Here is a 26,197-nt window from a genome sequence, read left to right on the forward strand (position 1 = left end):
TACAATATTACCGTCAGTAGTATACCATAAATCGTAAGCTCCTCAATAGTTCAAAAGGAAGGATTGGGAAAATCCCTCCTCTTTTTTTTACTGGCTGAATCAACCAGAATTTACCCGGCTTTGTTTTCTAAATCCGCATTCATTTTCAGCTGCTGTTCAGCAAAATCTCTGTAAAGGTCATGGGAAGCCATTAATTCATGGTGCGTGCCCCGTCCCGTAATTTCCCCTTTTTCAACAAATAATAGCTGATCTGCATCTACAACAGTCGATAAGCGGTGAGCGATGACAATTGTTGTCCGGCCTTCCATCAGCACCTCAAGTGCCTGCTGCACTGATTTTTCAGATTGACTGTCGAGGCTGGAAGTCGCTTCATCAAGCATCAGGATGCTCGGGTCCCGGAGAAGCGCCCTGGCAATCGCAATTCTTTGTCTCTGTCCGCCCGACAGCATGATGCCGCGTTCACCCACTTCAGTATCAAGCTGATTCGGCAGCTCCTTAATAAAATTAAGAGCGTATGCCATCTCCGCTGCTTTTTCGATGTCGGCATCCGTTACCTCGCGTTCTAGCCCATAACAAATATTGTCTCTGATCGTTCCCGACATTAACGGACTTTCCTGTGACACATAGCCGATATGCTGACGCCACGATTCGAGCGAATACGTATCCACCGGCTTATCTCCCAGCCGAATGGTCCCTTCAGTCGGAGAATAGAAACGCTCAAGCAGCTTAAACAGCGTGGTTTTTCCGCCGCCGCTCGGTCCAACAATTGCTGTTACTTTTCCCGCTTCAATAACAGCGCTGATATCCTTCAAGATCAGCTGCTCAGCATTATAGCCAAAGGACACATGATCGAGCCGGATAGGCAGATGCGCGTTGTCAATTTGGTTTCCTGTGACGGTATCTTCCTCTTCCTCTGCCAAAATCTCAATCATCCGTTCTGTTGCACCGATTGATTTTTGCAGCTGTGTGAAGAACGTTGTAATCTGGCCCATCGGCATAATGATTTGAAACAAATATAAAATAAAAGCCACGAGTGCCCCGGCAGTCAATTCGCCTGATGACACCTGCATACCGCCGTACCCAATAACAGCCACGAGCGCAGCCATTAATACGAGAGAAATAAGCGGTCCGACAAGCGATTGCACCTTCGCCTCACGAACCCCAAGCTGGAATAATGAAGAAATCCCCAGTTTCCCGCGTCTGTATTCGACTTCCTCTGCATTTGAAGCCTTCACAAGCCTGATTTCCGGAAGGATTTGATTCAGCAATCCCGTAAAACGTGCGGTTTCATCTTGGGTTTCCCGAGAAATGGAAAACATCTTCTGCCCGATCGGCACTAGGATCAAAGCTGCTAATGGAACAACAACTAAAACAAGCAGCGTCAGCTTCCAGTTCATAATGAATAAGATGGTGAGTGATCCAATGACCGAAATGATGCCTGTTATAAATCCGCTGATATGGCTGGTAATCAGCTCTTTTACCACCATCGTATCATTCGTGACCCGGCTGACAGTTTCACCGGAAGCGTTAGTATCGAAATAAGATACAGGAAGCTTAATTAATTTCTTCCATAATAAATCCCTTAGCCCAGAGATGATTTTTTGCCCGCTATAGTTTAGTGCGTATGTAGCGTAGGCGCTTAAAGCGGCTTGGATAAGAAAAACGAGCGCAATCAGCCCGATTTGCGTGCCGGACAGCGCTGACATGGAAAAACCGTCGACAAGCTGTTTCGTTAATAGAGGAATCAGCAGGCTGACCAGTGTTGTGACAATACTGAGAATCAGCGCAAAGGCGAGCTTTCCATAGGATGGGTTTGTCTGTTTCACTAATGCAAAAAAAGCTTTGAATTTTCTTTTAGGTTGCTGTGTTGGCATAGTATTTTTCCTCCTGTTTCAATCCCTTTACGCGGTCAGCAAGGTTGAACGGAATATAATAGGATTATTTTTACTCTTTCTAAATCATATCAATGGAGAGAGACTTTTTCAGTATATTTTTCTTGTTCAATGAAAATAAAAATCCCCTATTCATGACTTGAATAGGAGACGTTTCATATTATAGATCCTTTTCAGGCTTCTTTTTTCGGTACGTTAAGGTAACATCTTGCTGTCTCAGGTCCTCAATGATCATTTTGAACCGGTCAACCTTTGCAGTATGCTCTTCTTTTATCGTTTGAAGTGCAGTCTTCTGCTTTTCGCTTTTCGATTCAAGCTCTTCTTTTATTTTTTTGACAATCATTCCTTTTTGCCCTTTGATTTCTTCTTTTAATGCAGACTCAAATTTTTTAGTCAGGCTGAGAATGTCGTTGATGGGTTTATTGAGACTGCCTGCTTTCCCCTTCATTTCGTCATGGGTTAGAAACATATAGGTGGTTGATACAACTTCTGTTTCACTTTCTGAAAATAAGGAAGTCACTCTGTCTATTCCTCCTAAGGCTGAAAATCGAATAACTGTGAGATCATTTCTTCTTTTTCAAATAGCTTTTCGATGCTCTCGCGGATATTTTTGATAAAATTCTTTTTTTCCGTTGTCTGTTTTTTGAGTTCTGCAACAATTCCGTCATTAGCAGGGAGTGCACCTGTATGGAACGATTCATGAACTGATATTTTCTCTAATTTATCGAATGTGTGACTGAAACCGGCCGCAAGCCGGAATTGAAGATCGAATGCATATTGCGAAGGGTTTTCTTCCATATGTTGAATCGCCGTGATGATTGCCTGTTTTTTGTCTATAAACTCTTCATCGATTTCCTGCCGGAATACCTTTTGGTACGCAGAAATCGCATCTTCCATATCTTCAACGATCTTCATGCCGTTTTGATAGATTCTGACAGCTGACGAGATATTGACTTTAATTGTTTCTCCCGAGCCGCTCTTCCCTGTAAAGTAAATATCGGAGCCTTTATAGCTGAAGCCTTTTTCCTTTGATAATGCGTTCAACATTTGAACGATGCTGTGGCCGTCGACGATGAGTTTTAATGCGTCTTTTGTTTCTGCGTCGAGTGTTTCAAAAGAAGAAATCATTGATTTTACATACTCCACAATTTTACCAACATCATTTAGAGCTTGCGTGAATTGGCCATGCTTTAGATGATCAATGAAATCATCGTATTGTAATTCTATACCTTTCATACTCGCATTAAGATTAGATAACTCTTTTTTTATGACTTTTTTCTGTGTATCATCAATATAATCATTTTCAGCAAGCTGATCTACAATAGGCCCGCTGTTCCCCAACAGGGTGTGAAGAAAACCTAAAAAGGCTGGCAGCTGCTCTTTAATTCGGCCATACATTTGCTTAACATCATCAAAATTTTCATAAATAACACTTGCTTTCGCTAAAACGCCGTCTGTATGCTTTACTTTTTCTATCAATTCTATGTCTATCCCGCTGGCTGCTTTTATAAAACCGTTTAAGCCGTCTTTTTCATAGTCACCCTTATATTTTTGAAGGTATTCCTGCATCGACCTTACGTCTTCATCAGGAATCCCATCCATAATGTTTCGGATGCCTTTCACACTTGTGTTCGTATCCGCCATCTTCACATCGCCGAATGTAATGAAATCCGCCTTGCCGCTGACTCCGTACAGCGGGTCATCTTTTGATATGCGTTGGGTGATGTTTGCTGTGACGCCTTTGTCTTCATAATATTTTTGGATTTCTTTTTTTAACTTCTCTGGTGGTATAGAATCAATATCTTCATATTTATAACTAAATTTTCTAATAACATATCTATATAAACTTTCATCAGTTTCAAGTAATTGATCGATATTGACTTGAGCCCCATTTACACCATAAACTTCATCATATTCTCCATTAATCAATTGCACCATTACTTGGTTATTATTAGCAAGTGAATGTCCTAAGGCGAATGTTTTTAAATCCTCAGAGTCACCTGCTGCTTTCTTTGCTTTTTTAGCAAACTCCTTTGTAGCCTCATACTGACTATGATCGATTCCTAAAAAAAGACCAAAAAAGTTATACGACCAATCCTTATTATCAGCACTGCCTTCTGAAATAATATGAAGCTGATCGATATGTTTTTTCGTATCTATTATATGGATTGCCGTCCCATCGTAACCTGATTCTCTGGTCGAACTTTCTATACTTGTATTCTGGTTTACAAGTTCACTGGAGGTGTATATTTCAATTTTTGTATTCTCTGGAAGATCACGGTGTGTTTCTTCTTTATAAATTCTGCGTACATCTGCTTCGAAATCCGATTTGGCTTCCTTAACTTCACTTGCATTGATTGAGGCAAACTTTTGTTTATAGTCATATTCTAAATCAATTAGTCGTAACTTTACGTTCTCATTCTCAAATACATTTTTATTTTCCATCTTATTTCTCCTTTTTATCTATTAAAAAGGTGATAGAATTAATTAATTTCTCTACTTTATTTTTAGCCTTTTCTTCATTTAAGGAGCATGGTTGATTTTCATTTTTGCATCCGAAAGTAAAGGCGTATTCTACTCCTAAGTTATCTTCTTCTGTAGATTTCACATATCCGAAGTAACTGTATGAATAATTATATTTTCTATCAATATCGTCAAAGATGTCTTTTTTCTTAGCAAAGTAGATGTCCGTTTTCTTTTTGCTACTTTTTTTGTATTCACCTTTATAATCATTTTTTCCACTAACAATATCTAACATTGTCTCAGGTTCATTCACAAAACTTTCTTCTTTGTAATATGTTACATGGCCATCAAACATTACATTGGTGTCTTTATCATAACTATTAAATCCAATACTTTCTTTGTTTCTCCCAGTTAAAGATGATCTTCTTGATAGATACTCCGCGTCCTCCGGAAATAACATCCTAAATCCTTTCAACTTAGATTCAAGCAAATAGTACCCAGGCTCTTCTTCCTTCGTTGACACCATGTACTCTCTCGTTCTCTCGTCCTGAAACGCGGGAACTTGCGGCAAGTCTTTTGGGTCCATGTCTTTTGGTTTTACGGCTTCTGTTTTATTTTCATTGTTTTTGCTGTTTTTTTCGTTGTCGTTCATACTGCATCCTCCTGTCAGGGCAAGTAATAAGCTGAAGCAAATAAAGATAATCTTTTTCATTACGAACCTCCAAGGGTTTTGTGAGATGATTCTATTTTTCAAAAGTACTACTATTGACCCGGTTACGGGGTGATTATATTATCCTTTTCCATGTTACATCATGGCGGAATTTGGATAAATAGGAAATCAGACATGGTTTTGACCTTCTTTTATCCATTCGGAATGTGAAACACCTGTGTCATTACAAAATACCCATTACATTTTACTTATAACAAAAAAGAGCCTTTATCCATAGGCTCTTTCCATTTACTATTCAGAATGGCGTTTTCTCAGCACTTCAAGCACATCATCCAGCGGCAATGCTTGTTCTCTGAGCAGAACAAGGAGATGATACAGCAGGTCTGCCGCTTCCCATTTCAGTTCCTCGTGGTCACGGTTTTTGGCGGCGATGATGACTTCTGATGCTTCTTCGCCGACTTTTTTCAAAATCTTATCTACGCCTTCTTGGAAGAGGTAAGTGGTGTAAGCTCCTTCAGGCATTTCAGCTTGGCGTTCTGCAATGACGCGCTCCAGCTCACTTATGATGTCAAATCGGCCGGAGGTTTGTTCTTCTGTCTGTTCCTTTGTGAAACAGCTGTAGCTGCCGGTGTGGCATGCCGGACCGGACGGTTCTACAAGCACGACCAGTGCATCTTGGTCGCAGTCATATCGGATGCCTTTGACGGCTTGCGTATTCCCCGATGTTTCTCCCTTGTGCCATAGCTCCTGCCGCGAGCGGCTGTAAAACCATGTTTCTTTTGTTTCCATTGTTTTTTCGTATGATTCCCTGTTCATATATGCAAGTGTCAGCACTTCTTTGCTTGCCGCGTCCTGCACGATGGCGGGGATTAATCCGTCTTCGTTAAAACGCAGTTCATCTGCCTGTTTCATCTCACATTCACCCCGTACTCTTTCAAATATGATTTCACTTCTTTAATTGATGTTTCTTTATAGTGGAAAATGGAGGCAGCCAGCGCGGCGTCCGCTTCTCCTTTTGTAAAAGCCTCGAGCATATGCTGCGCGTTTCCTGCTCCCCCTGAGGCGATGACAGGAACCGGAACAGCTTCTGACACGAGCTTTGTCAGCCTGTGGTCAAAGCCTTTTTTCTCCCCATCTGAGTCCATGCTGGTCAGCAGGATTTCTCCGGCTCCGCGTTTGACGGCTTCCTTCGCCCACGCTGTAACTTCCCAATCCGTTTTCTTTCTGCCGCCGTGCGTGTAGACCTTGTATGAGTCAGATGTTTCGTCGTACTTGGCGTCTATGGCGAGTACGATACATTGAGATCCGAAAAACGCCGCGCCTTCGGTAATCAGCTCGGGACGGAGAAGAGCTGCCGTGTTTACAGAAACTTTGTCCGCGCCGGCACGCAGAATCGTTTTCATATCGCTAAGCTGATTGATGCCGCCTCCGACTGTAAACGGAATCGCAAGCTTTGCAGCAACCTGCCCTACGACGTCAACCATCGTTTTACGGCCTTCATGCGAAGCGGAAATATCAAGAAACACCAGTTCATCCGCGCCTTCCTGGTCGTATACTTCCGCCAGCTCGACAGGGTCGCCGGCATCCTTCAGCTCAAGAAATTGAATCCCTTTGACAACGCGCCCTTCTTTCACATCAAGACATGGGATAATCCGTTTTGTTATCATTTCCCCTTCATCCTTTCAAGCGCCTCGCCAAGTGTAAACTGGTTGGTATACAGCGCTTTTCCGATAATGGCTCCAGAAACCCCATTCGCATGATAACGGGCAAGAGCTTCAAGATCCGCCACAGAGCTGACTCCGCCAGAGGCGATGACAGATTTTCCGGTTTCCTTCGCGAGTTCCACTGTACTTTCGATATTGGGGCCTGACAGCATCCCGTCTGTGGCGATATCAGTAAAAATAAAAACTTCTGCGCCTTCGTTGGCGAGCTCTTTGCCGAGTTCAGCCGCCTTAAGACTTGAGGTTTCCAGCCACCCCTCTGTTGAAACAAATCCGTTTCTTGCGTCCAGCCCGATGGCTATCCTTTCACCATACTCTTTCAGCATTTTTTTCACAAACGGCGGATCAGAAACAGCGGAGCTTCCCAGGATCACGCGATCGACTCCTGCCGATAAGTAATCGTAGACGTCGCTTTCCGAACGAATGCCGCCGCCGATTTCGACTTTCAGATTGAGCTTTTGTACAATTTCGATGACATGGCGGTCATTTACTTTTTTTCCTTCCTTCGCGCCGTCAAGATCAACTAGATGAATCCATTCAGCCCCCTCACTTGCAAATAACGAGGCCATGTCGAACGGCGAATCGCCGTATACGGTTTCCTTGCTGTAATCACCTTGAACGAGACGCACGCATTTGCCGTTTCTCATATCAATGGCCGGATATAATGTAAAAGCACTCATTTTTTCACCTTCTGTTCTGCTGCCATTTTTGTGAATTGGATTAAGATAGACATTCCGACCGCACTGCTTTTTTCCGGGTGAAACTGAGCGCCGAAGATGTTCTCTTTTCCGACAACCGCAGGCACCTGCACACCGTACTCGGCACTTGCCAGTAGCGCGTCGTCATCCATTCCGTCAATATAATAGGAATGGACAAAATAAGCGTAGCCTTCTTCCACTCCGGCCAGCAGCGGAGATTCGTTATGAAAGGAGAGGCGGTTCCATCCCATGTGCGGAACCTTCAGCTTGTTTCCCTGCTGATCTTCCGGCTTCAGCCTGACTGCTTTTCCCTTTAACAAACCGAGACCTGCAGCGGTTCCATGCTCTTCGCTCTCATGAAACAAAAGCTGCATGCCGAGGCAGATCCCAAGAAGCAATCTTCCCTCTGACACCATCTTATGAATGAATTGATCGAGATTGGCGTTGCGCAAATTGTCCATCGCGTCCCCAAACGACCCGACTCCCGGCAAAATGAAAGCATCGGCTATACTCAGCTCCTCCGGAATGCCTGAAACAAAGTACGGTACGCCGACACGCTCCAGCGCCTTTGAGACGCTGTATAAATTGCCCATTCCGTAATCTATCACACCGATCATTTACAGCATCCCTTTCGTTGACGGAATCCCTTTGACACGCGGGTCTATCATTGTCGCTTCATTAAGCGCGCGTCCTAAGGCTTTAAAAACAGCTTCTATCATATGGTGTGTATTTGTGCCGTAATGAACGATCACGTGCAAGTTCATCCGTGCTTCAAGCGCCAGCTTCCATAAAAATTCATGTACAAGCTCAGTATCGAAAGTTCCGACTTTCGCTGCAGGAAAGTCAGCACGCATTTCCAAGTGCGGCCGATTGCTTAAATCAACCACTACCTGAGCAAGCGCCTCATCCATCGGCACAAACGCCGAGCCGTAGCGTTTGATGCCTTTTTTATCGCCTAGTGCTTCAAGCAAAGCCTGCCCTAAGCAAATGCCGATATCTTCAGTTGTGTGGTGATCATCAATATCGACATCACCTTTTGCATGAATGGAAAGATCAAATTGCCCGTGTTTTGTGAACAGGTCCAGCATATGCGTCATAAACGGCACATCTGTTTTGATTTCTGCTTGTCCTTCACCGTCTATTGCGAATGACAGTTCTATATCCGTTTCATTTGTTGTTCTGGCGCGTTCCGCTTTTCTCATTTCGAATTCCTCCGTTCTCTCGCTTCGATTGACCTGGCATGCGCTTCTAATCCTTCCAGTCTGGCAAAAGCTGCAATGCTTTCCGCATGTTCTTCAAAGGCTGATTGGCTGTAAGAAATAATGCTCGATTTCTTTTGAAAATCCGTGACGTTTAATGGGCTTGAGAATCTGGCCGTTCCATTCGTCGGAAGCACATGGTTCGGTCCGGCAAAATAATCTCCGACTGGTTCAGGGCTGTATCGGCCTAAGAAAATTGCACCCGCGTGCTTAATATTGCCAAGCAAAGCTTCGGGAGACTGTGTGATGATTTCTAAATGCTCCGGGGCGAGCGTATTGACTGTATTGACCGCTTCATCTATCGTTTCAGCCACATAAATAGATCCATAATCTCTCACTGAAGCTTCCGCAATATCTCTGCGCGGCAAGGTTTTAAGCTGCTCGTTCACCTCGGCTGAAACGGCCTCAGCCAGCGGCATGGAATCTGTGACAAGCACACATGAGCTGAGCATGTCGTGTTCCGCCTGTGACAGCAGGTCAGCGGCAATTTCCCGCGGGATAGCTGTTTCATCAGCCAACACGACGATTTCACTCGGTCCGGCAATCATATCAATATCGACATCACCGAACACCTCTCGTTTGGCAAGTGCTACAAATATATTTCCCGGGCCTGTAATTTTATCGACCGGCTCAATGGTTTCTGTCCCATATGCCAGCGACGCAATTGCTTGAGCCCCTCCCATTTTGTATATATCTTTGATGCCCAGCTCAGCAGCTGCGGCTAAGACTCCCGGAGACAGCCGTCCGTCTTTTCCCGGTGGTGTGACAAGAACGATTCTTTCCACGCCCGCTGTAAGCGCCGGAATGACATTCATCAAAACAGATGACGGATATGCGGCAGTTCCGCCCGGCACATAAACGCCGGCAGAATCAAGTGCCGTCACTTTCTGTCCCAGCATTGTGCCATCCTTTCTGTGATAAAACCAGGAAGATTGGAGCTGTCTTTCGTGATATTCAGTAATGTTTTTGATCGCTCGCCTGATCACCTGCAGCAGCTGGGGATCCAGCAAGCTGTATGCTTCTTCAATTTCTTCTGTTGTGACCAATGCGCTGTCGAGCTTGATGCCGTCAAACTTGGCCGTGTAGTCACGAACGGCCTGATCACCATTTGCTTTTACATGTTCAATAATGGATCGGACCGCTTTTCTTTGTTCTTCCGTTCCGGCATCAATTGACCGCTTGAGAGAAAGCCGATCCGCGCCGCTAATGGTTTTGATTTTCATTTTGCCGTTTCTCCTTCCACAACAAGAGATAAACGGGACGCCATTTCGTCGATGACATCGTCCTTCATGCGATAGCTTACAGGGTTGACGATAAAGCGGGAGGTAATATCACAAATATGCTCTGTTTCAACGAGTCCGTTTTCTTTAAGCGTCTGTCCCGTAGATACGATGTCGACTATTCTGTCCGCAAGCCCGATAAGAGGAGCAAGCTCGATTGAGCCGTTCAGCTTAATAATCTCGACTTGCTCTCCCTGCTCTCTAAAATAACCGGAAGCTACATTCGGATACTTTGTCGCAATCCTCGGCGCGACGCCGCTCCAGTTGGTATCGGGGAGTCCGGCAACCGCGAGATGGCATTTGCTGATTTTCAAATCCAGCACCTCATATACATCGCGCTCCTCCTCCAGCATGACATCCTTCCCCGCAATTCCGACATCTGCCACGCCGTGCTCCACATATGTGGTCACATCCATCGGCTTTGCCAAAATGAAGCGGAGATTTTCCTCCGGCACATCGATGATCAGTTTTCTGGAATCCTCAAACTCTTCCGGCAGCTTGTATCCCGCCTGCCGCAGCAGCCCTGCTGCTTCTTCAAATATTCGCCCCTTCGGCATGGCCATTGTGAGTAACTTACCCATTTTGCTCTTCCTTTCTGGCACCGATAAAATAAGTGACATTTGCAAATGATTTTGTCATCTGATCAATATTTTCAATCCCCAGTAAATCCTGAAGAACAACTTTTTTTCCTTTCAAACGCTCTTCATTCGCAAAAGCGATGGCCTGCACCCTCTGCTCTTTGCTGAAAATGACAGCATCGATTTCACTGGGTTCGTCTTTCATATGAAGCGCTTCAATCATTCGGTCAATCCGGAGCCCAAAACCCGTCGCCGGCGCTGGTGAATTAAAATGTCCCAGAAGCTTGTTATAACGCCCGCCGCTGCCAATCACAAAGCCGACACTTTCCGCGTACACTTCAAATAAAATCCCAGTGTAGTAGCTCATATGGCTGACCATATTCAGATCAAGACGGACATTTTCCGTACATCCGTAGTCTTCAAGAATCTCCCACAGTGCCTTCAGTTCATCAACCACACTTTTTCCTTGCACTGAATCGACGATTTCTTCTGCACGCTCGCATACTTCTATACTGCCCCGCAATTCGAGAAGCTCCAGTAACCTGTTTTTATCAATGGAGGAAAGCGGAAGAGATTTGACGTGCTCTCTGTAGCCGACATAATTCTTTTCATATAAAAACCTCCGGAGCACGTCTGCGCGTTCAATATTCCCGAGCACCTCGACAAACAGGGCATCTGCAATGCCTGCGTGGCCGATTGCAATTTTAAATGAAGTCAGGCCGGCATTTTTTAACGCACCGACTACTAAGGCAATAACCTCTGCATCCGCACTTGTCGTGCCATCACCAATCAATTCCACTCCAACCTGCTCAAACTCGGCAGGACGTCCGCCCTCGCGTTCCTGGGCTCTGAACACATTTGCCGCATAGCCGACTCTGAGGGGATGATCATGTTTCAGCAGCTTTGAAGCCGCCACCCTTGCGATCGGCCCTGTCATATCCGGCCGAAGCACCAGTGTCTTGCCATCCTGATCCAGAAGCTTAAACAGCTGCTGCTCTTCAATTGCTGACTGCACACCAACCGTATCGTAAAACTCCAGCGTAGGTGTTTCCATAAATTGATAGCCCCATTTATCTATCATATCGGTTAACGATTGCCTCACCTTATTTTTCGTTTCATATAAACCGGGCAGTGTATCTCTCATGCCGTGCGGTTTTTCAAACATAAACATCAACCCGAGCACCTCCGTCATTGTTTGAAGGAAAATTCCGAATCCTTTAGTTCGCTAATATGATAATATGTTAGCAGATGAAAGAATGGAAATCAATCCTTAACTTTTTCACAAATATGTATCATTCAGAAATCCTCCTCCTAAATATGAAAAAATCATGAATAAAGAATGAAAGGTCAGTCATATCTCAAATTCTTTATGTTTGGCATGCTATAATACAAATCAAATAGAGAACAAGGAGTTAAAAATGAAAACACTGCGAACGTTATGTGTACTGATCATACTTTCTGCTGTCATTTTCTTCGGCATCAAAATATATGCAAAAGATATAGATATTTCGTTTTTCAAAATTGATATAGGTGCAACGAAGAATGAATCTGAAACAGCTGCAAACAAAGAGAAGAAACTGAGAGGAAGCGCCGAGCCGCTGGACGTCACGCTTTTCAATCAGATGGATGCCCCAAGACTCTATAATGGCTGTGAGGTGACGAGCCTTGCTATGGTGCTGAACTATGCGGGATACAACGTGACAAAGAATACACTGGCAAACCAGATCGCAACAGTGCCTTTGACATACAGCAGCGGATTAAAAGGTGATCCGAATGACGGATTTGTCGGTGATATGGCGAACGGCCCGGGGCTAGGTGTCTATCACGGCCCGATCTATCAGCTCGCTAAAACCTATGCGGGGGACAACGTTTCTGATCTGACAGGAAAAAGCATCTCTGCTGTTTATGAGCAGCTTGAGAAAGGCAACCCGGTTTGGGTTATCACGACAGCCAACTTTACACCTGTTGACAACATGCAGACATGGAAAACGCCAAACGGAACGATCGATATCACGTACAGCGAACACAGTGTCGCCGTCACGGGTTATGATGAAAATTACGTCTATGTGAATGACCCTTATGGCTATAAAAACAGAAAAACAGACCGGACCAGCTTTGAAAAAGCATGGGTGCAAATGGGCAGCCAAGCCGTAGCCGTTCAAAAGTAAAGCTGCCCGTTTTCACAAGCTTTCCATATGCTCTCTCCTGAGCAAATACGACAATATTCATGCTTGATGTTTAAATTAGGTAACAATGACGCATTTTCCATTTATCATCCAAATTTATCTTTACTTTCAGGCGGGCTATTTTTATGATTAATACAGATTCAGCCTTGCCCCGATCTATGTGAGAGAAGCCGGTGCAAGATGCTGACGCTTCTCTTACAAAACTAAAGATATCCGGGGAGGATTTTAGCATTGAAAAAAATCGTGTCTATCCTATTTATGTTCAGTTTGGTTATGGGCTTCAGCCAGTTTCAGACATTAACTGCTTATGCAGCTGACAAAGTGGTTCATGAAACCATTATCGTGCCAAAAAATACAACATATGACGGGAAGGGACAGCGGTTTATAGCAGGAAAAGAATTGGGTGACGGAAGCCAGTCTGAAAACCAAAAGCCTGTTTTTCGTGTGGAAGACGGAGCAACTCTGAAAAATGTAGTGCTCGGCGCTCCTGCTGCTGATGGCGTGCACACTTATGGAAACGTTAACATTCAGAATGTGACGTGGGAAGATGTTGGAGAGGACGCGTTAACTGTGAAGAAGGAAGGAAAAGTAACCATTGACGGCGGTTCTGCTCAAAAAGCTTCTGATAAAATCTTTCAAATCAATAAAGCCAGCACGTTTACAGTGAAAAACTTCACTGCGGATAACGGCGGAAAGTTTATAAGACAGCTGGGCGGGTCGACTTTCCATACCGATGTTATTATCGACAGATGCACCATCACAAACATGAAGGAAGCGATTTTCCGTACGGACAGTAAAACGAGCACTGTCACCATGACGAACACAAGATACTCCAACGTCGGCAAGAAATGGATCGGCGTCCAGCATGTAACGGAAAAAAACAATACCCAATTTTAATATACAGAAAAAGCCCGCGGTTATTTGATCCGCGGGCTTTTTATTCTATCCTGCATTTCTTCCTTCGTGTATATGATTTTCATCGGATTTCCGCCGACAAATGCCCCGGCTGGCACATCCTTATGGACAAGCGTTCCAGCGGATACGATCGCGCCATTCCCTATTTCCACGCCTGGCAGAATGGTCGTGTTGGCGCCGATCATCACTTCGTCTCCGATCAGGACTTTACCGGTTCGATACTCCTGAATTAAATACTCATGAGCCAAAATGGTCGTATTGTATCCGATGATTGAATTCGTTCCGACTGAGATCTTTTCCGGAAACATAATATCGGGCATCACCATGAGGGCAAAGGATGTCTGCTTTCCGACCTTCATCCGCAAAAACGTACGGTACAGCCAGTTTTTCATTCCTATAAACGGTGTATATCTCGCAATTTGAATGACAATGAAATTCTTCACTACCTTCAAAAAAGGCACCGTTTGATAGACATGCCACAGTGAGTTAGCTCCTGATACCGGATGCCGGTCTGTTTTTCTCACAGATTACTTCACTCCAACGATTTGTAATAGATCACTCATTTTCTCTAGCATATAGTCTGGCTCATGCTTCGCCAGCGCATCCGGCCCTTTAATCGTCCATGCGACACCGGCTGTTTTTGTACCGGCGTTTTTACCCGCCAGAATATCGTGATAGTTGTCACCGACCATGATGGCTTCAGCAGGCTCGCTTCCCAGCTGCTTCAGCGCCAGCAGGACAGGCTCGGGATCAGGCTTTGCCATCGTGACATCATCAAGTGTAACAACAGTTTCGAAAAAACCGCCGATTCCCGTTAGCTTAAGGCCCATATTGACAGTATCCCTTAACTTTGTTGTCACAATTCCTAATGTAAAGCCCGCTTTTTTTAGCTCATCAAGCGTTTCATAAACCGTTTCATATTCGGTGACAAGTGTGTCATGCATCTGGTGATTGTATGTTCTGTACATGCTGATCATATCTTCAGTTTTCTCAGCATTCATGGAAGAAAACGTTTCAAAAAGAGACGGGCCGATAAACGCAAGCACATCCTCACGTTTATAGCGGCTCGGGTAATAATGCTCCAGCGTATGCAAGAATGACGCGATAATTAACTCATTTGTATTAATAAGGGTCCCGTCTAAATCAAACAGAATCGTCGTTACTTGATGATCAGTCATACTGCTTCCTTTCCAACCGCTGAGGGTTTCCATTTTTTCCACGTATACGATATCGCCATCGTCAGCAGCACGGCCGTGGTGACTCGAATCAGCAGAAGCGGCCAAACCGGAATGCCAAGCGGAATAAAGACAAGTGTATCTTCAACGACAGCATGGCAGGCAACGAGAAATATAAAGGCCAGTGTTATGTCGCGCCTGCCAACGCCGTCATCTTCGACTGCTTTGATCATGACACCCGCTCCGTAGGCAAGGCCGATTGTCAAGCCGGCTACCATTGTCATGGAGGTATTTTTATTCATGCCCAGCATCTGTGTAAACGGAGACAGCCATTTAGAAAACGTATGCAGCCAGCCTAAGTCTCGCATAAATTGAATGATGATCATCAGCGGGATTACAATCGCCGCCAGCTGCAACACACCAAGACCGGCTTTCATTAAAGCCTCGGCCAGCATCGCCAGCCAGCCGTCAGGCGCATCACCCTTTGAAGCAATAAAACCGTACTGCGCCATTTCCTGCCCGCCATGCCAGATGAGATTAATGACGATTGCAGAAACAGCTGCCAAACCAATGCGCACTGCCAATATGACGCCAATCCTGATTCCGACCTTTGCTGCGACTGTCGATTCGATAATCAAGTTATGACAGAATGAAAGCATGACCGCTAAGATAAAAACTTCCTTCACGGATAAATCCAGTGTCAATATCCCGGCAATCCCCGCGTACAGATTCAGCATATTTCCAAGCACAAGCGGAATCGCCGCTTCGCCTGAGAGACCGAACAGGCCCATCACCGGTGTGATTAGCCTTACCAGCCAATCCATGACAGGCGTATGCTGAAGCAAAGTGACTACCAGTGTCACCGGAAAAATGACTTTACCGAGTGTCCATGTTGTCTGAAGACCTGCCGCAAGACCGGCCAGAAAAATCTTCTTCATCCCTCATCCCCCTTTGCTACCGTCTACTCTGCGTACCGCTTCGCCGAGTACCCCTTGACGCGTCTGAAGATGATGGCCGCCACAGCCAAAACAATTAATACAATTGAGATCACCTGAGCGATGCGAAGCGAACTCGTCAGCATTAAGCTGTCAGTCCGCATTCCTTCAATAAAGAGCCTTCCGATTGAATACCAAATGATATAGGTTAAAAACATCTCGCCTCTCCGCAAATTCGCTCTGCGCAAAAGAAGCAGTATAATAACGCCGACAAAGCTCCATAGTGATTCATATAAAAAAGTAGGATGATAATATTGTCCGTTGATGTACATTTGATTAATGATAAACTCAGGCAGGTGCAGGTTTTCTAAAAAGGCTCTGCTGACCGCCTCCCCGTGTGCCTCTTGATTGACAAAGTTTCCCCAGCGGCCGATCGCCTGACCAAGCAAAATGCTCGGCGCCGCGATATCCGCAAGCTTCCAGAAAGAAATGTTTTTCACTCTTGAAAAGACATAGCCTGTCAAAATGGCACCGATTAAGCCGCCGTGAATCGCGATGCCGCCCTTCCAGATTTTTATGATTTCTCCCGGATGTTCGGCATAATAATCCCATTCAAATGCAACGTAATAAATCCGCGCGCAAATAATCGCAATTGGGATCGCAAAAAGGACGAGATCGATAAAAATATCTTTCTGCAGCCCTCGTTTTTCACTTTCTCTCATGGCAATCCAAAGCCCCAGCAAAGCACCGAGACCGATAATGATTCCGTACCAATGGACGGCTAACGGCCCTAGCTGAAACGCTATCGGATTGAGTGGTTCTATCGCTTCATTCATTTATTGCCAACTCCTATTCGTCTTGTTCACCGTCTTCAATGACATCCGCCAGCTTGTTGGTAAATTGCTCAGCGGCGTTTAAGCCCATCCGCTTCAATCTGAAGTTCATAGCAGCCACTTCAATAATGACCGCGAGATTTCGTCCCGGACGGACAGGGATCGTGAGTTTTGTAATTTCTGTATCAATGATTTTCATTGTTTCTTCCTCGAGTCCGAGACGGTCGTATTGCTTGCCCTGCTCCCAGAGTTCAAGATTCATCACAATTGTAATTCGTTTGTTGCTTCTGACCGCACCGGCACCAAACAGCGTCATGACGTTAATAATGCCGAGCCCTCTAATTTCAAGCAGATGTTCAATGAGCTCAGGGGCGTTTCCGACAAGGGTATCCTGATCCTCCTGCCGAATTTCAACGCAATCATCAGCAACAAGGCGATGGCCTCTTTTCACAAGCTCCAACGCGGTTTCACTTTTTCCGACGCCGCTTTTCCCTGTGATCAGCACTCCGACGCCATATATATCGACAAGCACACCGTGAATGGCTGTGGTTGGCGCAAGTCTGCTTTCTAGGAAGTTGGTCAATCGGCTTGACAGCCTTGTCGTTTTCAGCGGCGATCTGAGGACAGGCACGCCATTTTTCTCAGAAGCGTCAATCAGCTCCTGCGGGATAGGCATATCTCTAGACAGAATAATAGCTGGTGTTACATCCGTGCATAGAGAGTCCATGCGCTGCTTTTTATCCTCTTCCGGCAGCTGTTCAAAGAAAGAAAGCTCTGTTTTCCCCAGAAGCTGTACGCGCTCCCTAGGGTAATATGTAAAATATCCGGCAATTTCAATGCCTGGTCTTGATAAATCACTCATCGTAATCGGGCGGTTAATTCCTTCTTCTCCGCTGATCAATTCCAAATGAAACTGTTCCATTACATCTTTTGTCCGAACCTTTGCCACGATATGTTCCTCCTGTTCCGGGATAACCCGAGCTTGCTCAACAATAATTTCATTTTATCACTTTCGGGCTTGAACCTAAAACAGATTTTATAAAAGACTGGCAAACGTGTCTGCTGGTCTAGATCACTAGTCTGAAAAGGGGTAAAATAAACGTATTCATATATTCCAGAAAGGCGGATCAATTATGGCAGATAGTCTTCTTCTCAGCGGCATCAGTATCGTGACAGAAAATGAAGTGATTAAAAACGGCTATGTTGGGGTCAAGGATGGAAAGATAAGCGCTGTCTCAGCAGAACGGCCAATAGAGCAATACGCAAAGGAAATTCAAGGCCCAAGGGATGCCGTGTTGCTTCCGGGGATGATTGATATTCATATCCACGGCGGCTATGGCGCGGATACAATGGATGCGAGCTTTTCCGCGCTCGATACCATGTCCTCAAGGCTGCCCGAGGAAGGCACAACGAGTTTTTTAGCGACAACCATCACACAGGAACACGGCCAAATTTCTCAAGCACTGGTAAACGCGAGGGATTGGAAATCTGCGGAGGATTCCTCTTCATTAGGTGCGGAATTGATCGGAATTCATTTAGAGGGTCCCTTTGTTTCACCTAAAAGGGCCGGAGCGCAGCCAAAGGAATGGATTAGGCCCTCAGATCTTGCACTTTTCAAGAAATGGCAGCAGGAGGCAGGGGGGCTGATCAAAATCGTCACGCTTGCACCGGAGGAGGATCAACATTTTGAGCTGATCCGTTATTTAAAAGATGAGTCGATTATCGCGTCAATGGGACACACGGATGCAGACTCCGCATTACTTTTGGAAGCCTTTGAAGCAGGCGCCAGCCATATGACTCATTTATACAATGCGATGAGCCCGTTTCATCATCGTGAACCCGGAGTGATCGGCACAGCCCTCGCCCATGAGGGTTATGTCACAGAGCTTATTGCCGACGGTATCCACTCCCATCCGTTAGCGGCAAAGCTTGCTTTTTTAGCAAAAGGCAGCAGCAAGCTTATATTGATCACCGATTCAATGCGGGCGAAAGGACTGAAAGACGGAGTCTACGAGTTCGGCGGACAAAGTGTGACAGTAAAGGGGAAAACAGCTCTTCTTCCGGATGGGACGCTTGCCGGTTCGATTTTAAAAATGAATGAAGGCGCACAGCATATGCGCGCGTTTACGAATTGCTCTTGGACGGATATAGCTAATATAACTTCAGCAAACGCGGCCAAACAGCTTGGCATCTTTGACCGAAAAGGCAGTATAACAGAGGGAAAAGATGCGGATCTTGTAATTGTCAGCAGTGAATGTGAGGTGCTTCTCACCATCTGCCGCGGAAACATTGCATTTATATCCAAGGAGGCTGATCATATATGAAAGTAATCGAATGTCAATCGTATGAGGCATTAAGCCAAAAAGCTGCCGGAATTGTGGCTGAAACAGTCAGGGGAAAGCCTGATGCCGTTCTCGGTTTAGCGACAGGCGGGACACCGGAAGGCACGTACCGCGAGCTGATCCGCCTGCACCAAACAGAGAATCTTTCTTTTCAAGACATCACCACGATTAACTTAGATGAATACGCCGGCCTTTCCGGTGATGACCCAAACAGCTATCACTGCTATATGAATGAGCGTTTCTTCCAGCATATCGATAGTCAACCGAGCCGGCATTTTATCCCTGATGGAAACGCAACTGACTTGGAAGCCGAGTGCAAACGCTACGAACAATTGATTGAATCACTTGGCGGAGCGGACATTCAGCTTCTCGGCATCGGCCGAAACGGACATATCGGCTTTAATGAACCGGGGACATCATTCCAGTCCCGCACACATGTCGTGGCATTAAATGAACAAACCCGTCAGGCCAATGCCAGATATTTTACCTCCATTGACAAGGTGCCAAAAAAAGCCGTTACAATGGGAATTCAAACGATTCTCTCAAGCAAGCGGATTCTTCTGCTCATCTCCGGCACAAGCAAAGCCGAAGCTGCAAAAAGGCTGCTGGACGGACAAGTCAGCGAGGAATTCCCTGCGTCCGCTTTGCACCTGCATCCTAACGTTTCGGTTTTGATTGATCAAGAAGCCGCGGGATTCAGGCATTGAAAGGATTTTCGCTATGAATATCGATAAACAATCTCCTATCCCTATTTACTATCAGATTATGGAGCAAGTAAAAGCCCAAATAAAGAGCGGAGAGCTGCAGCCGGATATGCCGCTTCCTTCCGAGCGGGAATATGCCGAGCAATTCGGGATCAGCCGGATGACGGTGCGCCAAGCGCTTTCTAATTTGGTCAATGAAGGTTTTCTCTATCGTCAGAAAGGCCGGGGCACCTTTGTCAGCAAGCTAAAAATGGAACAAGCGCTCCAAGGGCTTACAAGCTTTACAGAAGATATGAAAAGCCGCGGCATGAGGCCGAGCAGCAGGCTCATCGATTATCAGCTTATCGATTCGACTGAGGAGCTGGCCGCCTTACTAGGATGCGGGCACCCGTCCCGCATCCACAAAATCACACGGGTTCGGCTGGCGAATGATATTCCTATGGCGATTGAAGCCTCACACATCCCATTTGAACTGGCAGGTGAATTAAATCCGTCTCATTTCAAGTCGTCAATTTACGAGCATATTGAAAGGTACAACAGCACGCCGATTTCCCGCGCCAAACAAGAGCTTGAACCGAGTGCCGCAACACAGGATGAAGCAAACTTGCTCGGCATCCAAGAGGGGGCGCCAGTCCTGTTGATTAAACGAACAACGTATTTGCAGAACGGTACTGCTTTTGAGCATGTAAAATCTGTATACAGGGGTGACCGTTATACTTTTGTCCATTACATGGATCGGCTGTCATAAAAAAGTCTCCAACCCCTTTTTTAAGGATTGGAGACACGGCGAAAATCAAATTGGTCTGGCGCTGGACGATAGGTTTCTTTTTTCGTCTTGAACTTCCAGATCGGTGATTTCGTTTTTCCGTTATAGCTGTCTTCCACAATGGTGTACCAATAATAAACAGAATTCGGCTCTAGATTCTCCCAAAGGAATTCGGCGTTTTCCCCGCTTTTCACTTTCTCGCGTTTTCCGAGCTGTTCGTTTGTATAGACATTACATTCAAAATAATCGGTTTCTACTCTTTTCATTCTTGGCTTCAGATCAAGTTCCAGCGTAAACTCATCCTTGTTGCCGTAACTATCTGTATCATAAAAGTTTTTATCATCCAAATACGGAGAGTATGTGGATACATGCACCACATTGTTTGCCTGGTCAAACTGCATCAAACGCAAATATCCTTGGCCGCCCTCTGGCCCGCCCTGATAATCAGCAAGCATTTGATGGACGAGACGATCCGGTTTTCCATCTCCGTCATCATCCAGCTCATCTGTTTTTCTCATCGCGCTGTGATAATGTCCGCTTAACACCATCACGACATTCGGGTTCGGCTTGACAACTTTTTTGAAAATTTTCTCGCCGATCGGGCTTCTGTTTCCGCTAACGAGTAAATATTCATGAAAAGCTAAAACAGCTATCCTGTCAGGGTGCTTCTTCAGCACTTGATTCATCCATGCGATGTCTTCGTCTGTGATGCCCCAACCCATGTACAGCATGATATAATCATTGCCGCTGCTTGATATGAGGTCATAATGCCCGCGGTTATTTTTGTAGGATTCTCCATAGTGCAGTCTCTTATCGAAACGGCGGCTGCCAAAGTATTTGCCAAACGCCCTGTAGGAGCCGTCCTTATGACCGACATCGTGGTTTCCGGCCAGCACGCCGTAAGGAATTCCGCTGTTGTCCAGGACTCGCATTGATTGATCAGCGTTTCTCCACTGTCTGATATCCGCGGAATCATCTACAATGTCCCCTGTGTGAAACACGTATTTCATATTCAGCTTCCTTTGGTTATTTTTGATCCATATAGTCTGCTTATCAAAAATATGCGGATAGCTTTTTGCATAATACTGCGTGTCTGACATCCAGACAAAGGAATACATATCCTTCGCAGGAGGAATTTCGTCCTGAACAATGATATTCATCTTAGATTTCCGTACATAATCGGAAGCGATGACAGACGCCTTCAGCGTGAACTGTTTGTCATCTTTGGCAACGAAGCTGTCAATCGGCTGCCACTGGCTTGTCCGGTAATTCCAAGCATACATTGTCACTTTTCTCCCTGGCAGAGAGCTTCCTCGCCAAACGGCTTCAGCTAAATCATTCTCATCAACGGACGGGTCAACCGTCACTTCAAAATGGTGATAAGGAAAAAGCTCCTTCTCTTCCGTTATTACTGTTTTACCGTCAGCTCCTGACACCCGATTCATTTCTTCATTGGTAAACGGCGTCTCGCTTTCCGGCATAAAGCTTTTTGGAGGTTCAGTCAGTGATGCATGCTTGAAAATTTTCACACTATTTCTGTTTTGCGCCGTATATTGAAAGCCTTTGTAAAAGGACACATCCATCGCATCATTCGTCGGATCCTTCACCCGCACCGAAAGCTTGGCTTTATGCGTATCGGCATCGCTATTTACAATTTCCGGCTGGTCCGGATGCTCCCGCTCTGTCTTAAACGTCCGCTCAATAACCGTTTTATTGCCAGCCAAATCTGTTGCTGAGACTTTCAGCGTGTGTTTGCCCGGAGACAGCTCAGAAGTTGACGTATGATATGGGAGCGTAATGCTACCACCATCTAAAAATGCCTCTGTTTCCTCTATTTTGCTCCATTTATCAAACATATCTGCCTGCAGCACCAGGTTTCCTTTATACGTCTGTCCGTCCGTCACATTCGATTCGATGTGCGGCCCTGAATTATCAACCCGCACAACAAAGCTCAGGTTTTCATTCCCGTCGCTTACTGCAATATGATGGGCGCCTTCAGTCAGCTTCTCTGTATCCCACTTCAGCAGCTGCGATGTAAACAGTCCGTCAGGCAGATGAAATTGAAACGGCCAGCTTTTATTCGAGCGCTGATTATCCCCAATAAAAAGCTCCTTCTCGGGAGAAATACGCTCGTCCCTGATCACCGTTCCATCCGATAATACCAATCGGGCATTTTTGACTAAAAAATCATCACGGTTTTCAGCCGTATCAAACGGAGATACCTTTGAACCCGATCGTATCGTGATACGCTGAAGCTGCTTCCCTTTTTGAAGCAGCGTCTCCGGCAGAGGGACAGAGTAAGTGCGGTATTTATTTGTCGTATCATCGAAGACTTTTAAAACCTTGCCGTCCATCGTTACAGCATTTTTAAAGTAAAGGTTCGTTTTTCGGGTGTCGAACGCAAAATATACTTCTTTTTCCATGGCGGGCTCTGTCTGTTGTTTTTTTCCGTCAATCCAGAGCTTAATGCTGTCAGTCCGCCCGTCCGTGGTCGCTTTGAGAAACTGTGTCCCTGACAGTGTATCTCTGTTTTCTATATTCATCCGCAAACCGTGCGACTTGCTTGTTTGCTTAATATCAATCATTTTGACAGGCGTCTTTGCTTCATTGATCCCGTCACCGGCTACAACGTAATACTCAAGCTGATCCTTCCCGATCAGTTCAGGCGAGTAGACAATATAATGGTACAAATGATCGTTGCGGTCTTTTTCAGCGAAAATGCGTTTGAACGGTTTGTTTTCATCTGTCCGATAATAAAAGGCGGCCGTTCTCACTAAACTGCGGTCACGTATGTCAGCCCGCAGTTCAATGCTTTCAGCCGGGCGGACAGGCTTGCGGTCTGTTAAATCCTCTATAACCGGCTTTTCTTTATCAAGCTTCACTTTACGTTTTTGCTCTGGCACCTGCGCCTGTAAAACCGAACCTGGCGACGGATTTTTTTCTGCTATTGAAATGTTGAGCAGTTCCGCTGTTCCATCGAGAGGGTATTTATAAAGCACAGACGACAGGCGGCGCAGCGCATGTTTCCGGTAGTGCGCAACTGAAATATCCTTTCCTGTATTCGTCGATATCGCGACCGCACGCGGCCGGGTATTCGCCATGCCCTCTGTTCCATCCAGCACCAGCAGATTTTCCCCTTCTCTCAAATGTGTCTGATAGTGCCGGTTAAAATCATCCGCTGTCAACTCAGGATGTCCGGCAGGCTTGAGCCAAAATACACAGGTTTCTCCAGACGGAATGACGACCCGCTGATCAGGTCTCCAAATCAGGTCGGAGTCCGGCCCTTCCTTCGGATAGCGGTAGCGAATGTGATAATCTTTAAAATCAATTGTTCTGTCGGTTGTATTATATACCTCAATAAATTCATAACCGTCTGTACGTCCGGTATTTTTCGTATCAACCGCAAGCTCGGTGATCAGCAGCTCCGGGATATGGGCGAGGTCAGCCTGATATCCATCCAGCTTCAGTGTCTTCGTTTCTGACTCCACCCGCTGCTTTCCATTCGAGAACACAATGTAATACTCGAGCTCGCTATTCCAGATTGACCTCTTCGGTATTTGCGCCAAAAACTGGCGGACAGCTCCGGGGGTTGGGTCCATCGGCACCATTTTATAGCCCAGTTCATTGCTTTGTTTATAAAACAAAAAGGCAGAAAACGATTGATACTCACTGTCACGCACATGCGCCTGAATGATCAGGTTGCCCTTCATTTCAGCCTTCACTTCAATTTGAGGAGGGTTTTCAAGCAAGGGTATGTAATGAGGCGTTTGGAACGGTTCCTGCTTTATGACAGGCAAGGCCTTCGCTTCATGATGGCCGCCAGACTGAACAAACAGAAAAGATAATAATAAAGAAGCAATGACTGTGTATTTTCTCATCACGACACCTCCCTTTTCACGTATTTTGCGTCTGAACAGGGAAGCTTATGAGTTAATTTTTGTGTAAAAAGAACAAAAAGACACCGGTCTCTTGAAAGTTCCACTATTATCCAGTAAACTAAAAGTAGTTAACCGGTTAACGATAAAATCAGTGAGGCAGATTGATGGATAACAGCATTCATAATGAATTATTTCAAACCATACAGGAGTTCGCATTAAAAAGAGACAAGCACGTCTATCAAAAGGTACAGCTTCCCTCCCATGACATGCCGTCAGAAGACCATAAACATCCCAGAAAAAACTGGACACTGACCCAGCTTCATATTGTGTCCTACATACATACTAGACATAATGTAAACAACAGCTTCTTATCATCACAGTTACACATTTCAAAAGCAGCTGTTTCGAAAGCGATTCAAGCTTTGCTGAAACACAATATCATCAATGTATCCAAAAAACCCGGCAACAAAAAAGAAATTTATTATACGTTAACCGAGAGCGGCCAAGAGCTCGCGGCGTTCCATGAGCAGCTTCATGAAAAAGCAAAGATGCAATACACGCAGCTCTTCAATGAATTTACTATTGACGATTTAAAAACGGTGACTGCGTTTTTCAAACTTTGGGTCAAACATATGTAAAAAGGCCCCGCCCGCATTCGGGAGAGACCTGTCACTCTTATTGGGTACTGTCGAACGTAACATGAAGCGAAACAGGGCCGCGGGTATACAGACCGGACTCAGCATAGTGAAAACCTTCCTCTAATCTGATATTCCGCATCTTATCCAAAACAATATTGGCCACTATTTCAATTTCGGTTTTGGCAAAAGCTGCTCCTACACAGTTATGAATGCCAGACCCGAAAGCGAGATGCCGCGCGGCGCCGCTAAATGCGCTCTTGAAGCCGAGATCTTCCCGGTGAATATTAAACATATCAGGATGTTCAAACGCTTCTGGATCACGGTTAGCTGCTCCGATCATACAAAAAACAATCGTATCCTTTTTGATCTCCATACCGCCGACAACAGTATCTTGGGAAAGCTGCCGCGGAATCAGCTGGACCGGCGGTTTATAACGAAGAGTCTCCGCAATAGCCCTGGGCACTAGAGAACGATCAGCCAATACATCATTCATTTGTTCAGGATTGTTGAGCAAATGATACACCATAAGGGCCAGCGTCTTATCAGCTGGTTCAGTGGCCGCCAACAGCACATTGAGAATCAGCGCCAGTATATCCCTGTCGGACATGGCCACGCCTTCATATTCAGATGTACATAGGATGGAAATTAAGTCTGATCCCGGGTTGACACGGCGTTCTTCGATAACCGGCATTAAATAGCGTGAGAGCTGTTCACTGCACCACAAGGAATAGGCCTGTGCTTCTGGGGTCTGTGATATGCTCGTAATAAAATCGGCAACACCGCTATGCCATTCGGCGATTTTTTCGTGGTCCTTTTTATCCAGACCAAGCATGTCCATTGTGACACATACAGCAAACGTCTTTCCAAAATCGTTCACCAGATCGATTTTTCCCTTTTCGAGATAAGGGGTTAACAAGTTTTCTGCATTTTGTTTAATTAATGGTGTAAGATGTTCCAATGCATCTCCGACAAAGCTCCTCACCACGATTCTTCGTTTAGCCGAGTGTTCTTTCCCGTGCATTTGGGCCAGTACAGGACCCCGCATGACCGGCTCAGCACGTTTCACAAGTGATTTTGTCGTAAAAATATCAGGATGCTGCAGGACATAACGAACATCGTGATAACGGCTTATGAAATAACTGTCTATTGATTCTTCATAATGAACAGGATCTTCCTCCCGCAGCTGAGAAAAATAAGGATATGGATCTTCCTGAAATTGATCAGACAGCACGCTAAACATTTTAATCGATTGATTCATGTTAAC

At 45.4% G+C, this 26,197-nt stretch carries 25 protein-coding genes; 6 read left to right on the forward strand and 19 right to left on the reverse strand.

Features of this window, described 5'->3' with window-relative positions:
* Positions 1-110 precede the first annotated feature (110 nt).
* The 12 genes from LJF29_RS15290 to LJF29_RS15345 all read right to left on the reverse strand — a co-directional run bounded on the left by LJF29_RS15290 (position 111) and on the right by LJF29_RS15345 (position 11,732).
* A complete protein-coding gene (locus LJF29_RS15290; protein WP_229149396.1) occupies positions 111-1,874 on the reverse strand; it encodes an ABC transporter ATP-binding protein in 1,764 nt (587 codons plus the stop codon).
* A gap of 178 nt (positions 1,875-2,052) precedes the next feature.
* Positions 2,053-2,412 (reverse strand): hypothetical protein, encoded by a 360-nt coding sequence (locus LJF29_RS15295; RefSeq protein WP_010332006.1) that lies wholly within the window; start codon positions 2,410-2,412, stop codon positions 2,053-2,055.
* A 14-nt stretch (positions 2,413-2,426) separates the two neighbouring features.
* Positions 2,427-4,337 carry a DUF6792 domain-containing protein gene (locus LJF29_RS15300; RefSeq protein WP_229149397.1) on the reverse strand — a complete coding sequence of 637 codons (1,911 nt, stop codon included), beginning with the start codon at positions 4,335-4,337 and terminating at the stop codon, positions 2,427-2,429.
* A 1-nt stretch (position 4,338) separates the two neighbouring features.
* Entirely contained in the window at positions 4,339-5,067 is a 729-nt protein-coding gene (locus LJF29_RS15305) for a lipoprotein YvcA (RefSeq protein WP_229149398.1), read from the reverse strand.
* Between the two features lie 249 nt (positions 5,068-5,316).
* Positions 5,317-5,937 (reverse strand): bifunctional phosphoribosyl-AMP cyclohydrolase/phosphoribosyl-ATP diphosphatase HisIE, encoded by a 621-nt coding sequence (gene hisIE / locus LJF29_RS15310; protein WP_229149400.1) that lies wholly within the window; start codon positions 5,935-5,937, stop codon positions 5,317-5,319.
* Entirely contained in the window at positions 5,934-6,692 is a 759-nt protein-coding gene (gene hisF, locus LJF29_RS15315; RefSeq protein WP_229149402.1) for an imidazole glycerol phosphate synthase subunit HisF, read from the reverse strand. Before hisF ends, hisIE begins: the two co-directional genes overlap by 4 nt.
* A complete protein-coding gene (gene hisA, locus LJF29_RS15320) occupies positions 6,689-7,426 on the reverse strand; it encodes a 1-(5-phosphoribosyl)-5-[(5-phosphoribosylamino)methylideneamino]imidazole-4-carboxamide isomerase (protein ID WP_229149404.1) in 738 nt (245 codons plus the stop codon). The genes hisF and hisA overlap by 4 nt, the downstream gene beginning before the upstream one ends.
* Positions 7,423-8,061, reverse strand: a complete 639-nt coding sequence (hisH, locus tag LJF29_RS15325; protein WP_010332012.1) for an imidazole glycerol phosphate synthase subunit HisH — start codon at positions 8,059-8,061, stop codon at positions 7,423-7,425. Before hisH ends, hisA begins: the two co-directional genes overlap by 4 nt.
* Complete coding sequence (gene hisB / locus LJF29_RS15330) at positions 8,062-8,646, reverse strand: imidazoleglycerol-phosphate dehydratase HisB (RefSeq protein ID WP_229149406.1); 585 nt, start codon at positions 8,644-8,646, stop codon at positions 8,062-8,064.
* Complete coding sequence (hisD, locus tag LJF29_RS15335) at positions 8,643-9,926, reverse strand: histidinol dehydrogenase (RefSeq protein WP_229149407.1); 1,284 nt, start codon at positions 9,924-9,926, stop codon at positions 8,643-8,645. Before hisD ends, hisB begins: the two co-directional genes overlap by 4 nt.
* Positions 9,923-10,564, reverse strand: a complete 642-nt coding sequence (hisG, locus tag LJF29_RS15340; protein ID WP_229149409.1) for an ATP phosphoribosyltransferase — start codon at positions 10,562-10,564, stop codon at positions 9,923-9,925. The genes hisD and hisG overlap by 4 nt, the downstream gene beginning before the upstream one ends.
* Positions 10,557-11,732 carry an ATP phosphoribosyltransferase regulatory subunit gene (locus tag LJF29_RS15345; protein ID WP_229149413.1) on the reverse strand — a complete coding sequence of 392 codons (1,176 nt, stop codon included), beginning with the start codon at positions 11,730-11,732 and terminating at the stop codon, positions 10,557-10,559. The genes hisG and LJF29_RS15345 overlap by 8 nt, the downstream gene beginning before the upstream one ends.
* Positions 11,733-11,979: 247 nt before the next feature.
* Between LJF29_RS15345 and LJF29_RS15350 the strand changes: the two genes are divergently transcribed.
* Positions 11,980-12,729 (forward strand): C39 family peptidase, encoded by a 750-nt coding sequence (locus tag LJF29_RS15350; protein WP_229149414.1) that lies wholly within the window; start codon positions 11,980-11,982, stop codon positions 12,727-12,729.
* A 249-nt stretch (positions 12,730-12,978) separates the two neighbouring features.
* On the forward strand, positions 12,979-13,644 hold the full coding sequence (locus tag LJF29_RS15355; RefSeq protein ID WP_229149415.1) for a pectate lyase: 666 nt from the start codon (positions 12,979-12,981) through the stop codon (positions 13,642-13,644).
* A gap of 20 nt (positions 13,645-13,664) precedes the next feature.
* Here LJF29_RS15355 and hprF read toward each other — a convergent pair whose 3' ends face one another.
* From hprF to hprK, 5 genes are read right to left on the reverse strand one after another with little or no spacing between them, the layout of a single operon-like run.
* A complete protein-coding gene (hprF, locus tag LJF29_RS15360; protein WP_229149418.1) occupies positions 13,665-14,186 on the reverse strand; it encodes an acyltransferase in 522 nt (173 codons plus the stop codon).
* Positions 14,187-14,189: 3 nt separating this feature from the next.
* Positions 14,190-14,840: a pyrophosphatase PpaX gene (gene ppaX / locus LJF29_RS15365; protein ID WP_229149420.1), complete on the reverse strand. Its 651-nt coding sequence runs from the start codon at positions 14,838-14,840 to the stop codon at positions 14,190-14,192.
* Positions 14,837-15,775, reverse strand: a complete 939-nt coding sequence (locus LJF29_RS15370) for a nucleoside recognition domain-containing protein (RefSeq protein WP_229149422.1) — start codon at positions 15,773-15,775, stop codon at positions 14,837-14,839. The genes ppaX and LJF29_RS15370 overlap by 4 nt, the downstream gene beginning before the upstream one ends.
* Positions 15,776-15,798: 23 nt before the next feature.
* Positions 15,799-16,608, reverse strand: coding sequence for a prolipoprotein diacylglyceryl transferase (lgt, locus tag LJF29_RS15375; protein WP_229149424.1), 810 nt, complete (start codon positions 16,606-16,608; stop codon positions 15,799-15,801).
* Between the two features lie 13 nt (positions 16,609-16,621).
* On the reverse strand, positions 16,622-17,554 hold the full coding sequence (gene hprK, locus LJF29_RS15380) for an HPr(Ser) kinase/phosphatase (RefSeq protein ID WP_010332023.1): 933 nt from the start codon (positions 17,552-17,554) through the stop codon (positions 16,622-16,624).
* A 184-nt stretch (positions 17,555-17,738) separates the two neighbouring features.
* Here hprK and nagA point away from each other — a divergent pair, with 184 nt between their 5' ends.
* From nagA to LJF29_RS15395, 3 genes are read left to right on the forward strand one after another with little or no spacing between them, the layout of a single operon-like run.
* Positions 17,739-18,929: an N-acetylglucosamine-6-phosphate deacetylase gene (gene nagA / locus LJF29_RS15385; RefSeq protein WP_229149429.1), complete on the forward strand. Its 1,191-nt coding sequence runs from the start codon at positions 17,739-17,741 to the stop codon at positions 18,927-18,929.
* The gene (nagB, locus tag LJF29_RS15390) at positions 18,926-19,654 is read left to right on the forward strand and encodes a glucosamine-6-phosphate deaminase (protein ID WP_229149430.1); all 729 of its coding nucleotides are present in this window, start codon (positions 18,926-18,928) and stop codon (positions 19,652-19,654) included. The genes nagA and nagB overlap by 4 nt, the downstream gene beginning before the upstream one ends.
* Positions 19,655-19,667: 13 nt before the next feature.
* Positions 19,668-20,399, forward strand: a complete 732-nt coding sequence (locus LJF29_RS15395; RefSeq protein WP_229149432.1) for a GntR family transcriptional regulator — start codon at positions 19,668-19,670, stop codon at positions 20,397-20,399.
* Positions 20,400-20,419: 20 nt separating this feature from the next.
* Here LJF29_RS15395 and LJF29_RS15400 read toward each other — a convergent pair whose 3' ends face one another.
* Complete coding sequence (locus LJF29_RS15400; RefSeq protein ID WP_229149433.1) at positions 20,420-24,295, reverse strand: metallophosphoesterase; 3,876 nt, start codon at positions 24,293-24,295, stop codon at positions 20,420-20,422.
* A gap of 164 nt (positions 24,296-24,459) precedes the next feature.
* Here LJF29_RS15400 and LJF29_RS15405 point away from each other — a divergent pair, with 164 nt between their 5' ends.
* On the forward strand, positions 24,460-24,933 hold the full coding sequence (locus LJF29_RS15405) for a MarR family transcriptional regulator (protein WP_010332028.1): 474 nt from the start codon (positions 24,460-24,462) through the stop codon (positions 24,931-24,933).
* A 37-nt stretch (positions 24,934-24,970) separates the two neighbouring features.
* Here the strand turns inward: LJF29_RS15405 and LJF29_RS15410 are convergent, their stop codons facing one another.
* Complete coding sequence (locus tag LJF29_RS15410; protein ID WP_229149435.1) at positions 24,971-26,191, reverse strand: cytochrome P450, cyclodipeptide synthase-associated; 1,221 nt, start codon at positions 26,189-26,191, stop codon at positions 24,971-24,973.
* Positions 26,192-26,197: the final 6 nt, after the last annotated feature.

The sequence above is a fragment of the Bacillus sp. LBG-1-113 genome, assembly GCF_020708615.1.
GTDB lineage: Bacteria > Bacillota > Bacilli > Bacillales > Bacillaceae > Bacillus > Bacillus mojavensis.